At 49.3% G+C, this 2,135-nt stretch carries 4 protein-coding genes; 1 reads left to right on the top strand and 3 read right to left on the bottom strand.

All coding sequences use genetic code 11. The features are described from left to right. Window positions 1–354 (bottom strand): hemagglutinin repeat-containing protein (locus KWG64_RS25560; RefSeq protein WP_255562306.1); only part of this gene is annotated, 354 nt, incomplete at its 3' end. Between KWG64_RS25560 and KWG64_RS25555 the strand changes: the two genes are divergently transcribed. Then, on the top strand, window positions 277–537 hold the full coding sequence (locus KWG64_RS25555) for a hypothetical protein (protein ID WP_218523504.1): 261 nt from the start codon (window positions 277–279) through the stop codon (window positions 535–537). The two genes, KWG64_RS25560 and KWG64_RS25555, sit on opposite strands and share 78 nt — an antisense overlap. 37 nt (window positions 538–574) lie before the next feature. On the opposite strand, the gene KWG64_RS25550 is transcribed toward KWG64_RS25555, so the two are convergent. After that, on the bottom strand, window positions 575–979 hold the full coding sequence (locus tag KWG64_RS25550) for a DUF4279 domain-containing protein (protein ID WP_218523503.1): 405 nt from the start codon (window positions 977–979) through the stop codon (window positions 575–577). 9 nt (window positions 980–988) lie between these two features. Next, window positions 989–1,999, bottom strand: a complete 1,011-nt coding sequence (locus KWG64_RS25545) for a polymorphic toxin type 33 domain-containing protein (RefSeq protein WP_218523502.1) — start codon at window positions 1,997–1,999, stop codon at window positions 989–991. Between the last annotated feature and the right edge of the window lie 136 nt (window positions 2,000–2,135).

The raw sequence follows: 2,135 nt of genomic DNA, 5'->3' as shown, positions 1-2,135 counted from the left end.
GGCGTAGTCCGAGTTCATTTTGTCCTGCGACAGGCTGATGTAGCCGCTGCCACCGCCGCCGCCCCAGGTAAAGCTGCCGCCCGCGGCGGCGCTTTGCTGCTTCGAGTCGTAGTGGTCGGTATCCTGCAAACTCTCAATGGTCAGGTTGTGGCCGATGTCGGCGGTGATTTGTTCACCGGACACCTGCGCGCCTTTGATGTTCAGGTCGTTACCGGCGCTGATGTTGAGGTTCCCGCCAGCGCCCACTTCCGAGTTAGTCCAGGTGGTGCCGTCGCCGTGGTTTTTGCCAGCGGCGGCGTTGACGTCGGCGAAGACGCTGATCCCCGCCTTGTCATTGCTGACGCCAAAACTGATGCCGATATCGCCAGCGGCGCTGGAGTATGTTTTATTTTGTTAAAGAGCAAAATGCGGATCTACCTGACGATTACGGCGAAGGTTTTTCCTATGGATAGTCGTTTAGTTCTACTGCTGAGGATAGGAGTCTGGTGGTCAAAGTTAAGCAGAACGGTTGAGGCTATAAAGTCAGCTCCCAGCTAAATAGTTGGGAGCTTATACAATTTACTCTGTATGAAATTTAGCTATAAATATATAAATCAATGGAGCTTTCAGCCCCAATGCTACCCAAAAACTGATTCGTTTCTGCCGACGAATAGATGGATGGCTTTTCTCCATTTTCTATTTCTATTAAAAGAGAAAAAATGAACGTAACATCATGTTTTTCTTTTATTTTTTCCAGTGTTTCAGTTTTGTTTTTTAATAAAGACAACAATTTTCTTGTTTGCTCATCTACATCGAAAGACTCTTCTTTCGCTGTACTGATTGACCAACTGGTCTCTGTGCTTGGTCTTTTCCTTGTCCCGCTGATGATACCTTTGAGATGAATTTCCATAGGTTCTATCTGCAGTAAAGTGGTTATCTCATTGGGATCAAATACATCCCCGCAAATAGAGAACTCTGCTTTTACTGTCGTTTTACCCATGTAACCTCCTTATTTTTTAATAAATTCGCCAGTTGGGATACCTTCACCTTTTCCGCCTTTCCTGAAAATCCATAGCTGCCCATTATCTTTATCAACATAAATGTCATAAAGTTTTATTTCCGCTTTAGAGCCAAGGAAGTCTTTCTTAATCTGATGAGCATCTACTCCATTATTTTTCAGGAACTTATCATCAGCAACTTTAATGTTAGATGGCTTTTCCGCCCCATTATCATGCCCATCGCTTGCCATATGATCTGGCAAGTCAGGTACACCTTCCGTATTGCCTGTATTATTGGGTAACTGATCTACAGTTTGATCCCCACCGGTGTGATTTTCCCCTTTATCAACCTGACTATTATCGTTACCTGTATGACTCGGATTTTGCTCTGATAGCTGATCCCCGCCAGTATCACGGATACTATCAGTTCCGGCTAACTGGTTTCCGCCAGTATCACTTTGAACAGCGCTTGCACCTTTCAGTTTGGCAATTACAACGAGTGCCAGCATGAGTTCTGGTTGGCATGCACCTCCATTCACGCACGTATCTACAGCTCCTCGCCCAAATTCGGCAATCGCTTTATCAAGCGCCAGTGCTGCTTCTTTGTCCTTATTAAGGGCGTCTTCGGAACCTGCTGCTCCAGCCATGGCTGCACTGTTGGCGGCCATCATTTCCGGCAGCATGCTTATCAAAAACATATTATTGGTGACTTCATTCTTCCCAGCCTTACCCCCATCAATCGCCGAGTTAACGTCGCCGCCAACAACGCCGCCTGCGATCCCTGAAGCCAGCGTCGCCAGAGCCACAACGCCTTGTTTTTCCTCCTCGGTCAGGTCTTTGATGTCTTTGCCCGGATAGAGCTGGTCGGCGATATATTTCGCGCCTGCGGCGGAAAGCCCCGCGCCTGCCGCCCCGGCTGCCGCATTTCCGCCCTGCATTTCGGCGACGATGGCGCCGGCGAGGGCGTGGCTGATGATGCGTTCGGCACCTTCGGCGGTGTTGTTTTTGATGAACTCGGCCATGTACGGCGCGGCGGCTCCGGCGACAGCGGAACTCCAGTCGCCTCCCGTCAGGCCCTGTATGGCGGNCGTTCATCGCCGTTTTATAGGCGTCGGTGTTTTCCAGCGTTTTGTTGTAGGCGTCCCACTCGCTCTGCTC

Source organism: Rahnella sp. PD12R (genome assembly GCF_019200965.1).
GTDB lineage: Bacteria > Pseudomonadota > Gammaproteobacteria > Enterobacterales > Enterobacteriaceae > Rahnella > Rahnella laticis.
Note: the sequence above shows the minus strand (reverse complement) of the source record. Positions and strands in the feature narration are given on the sequence as shown.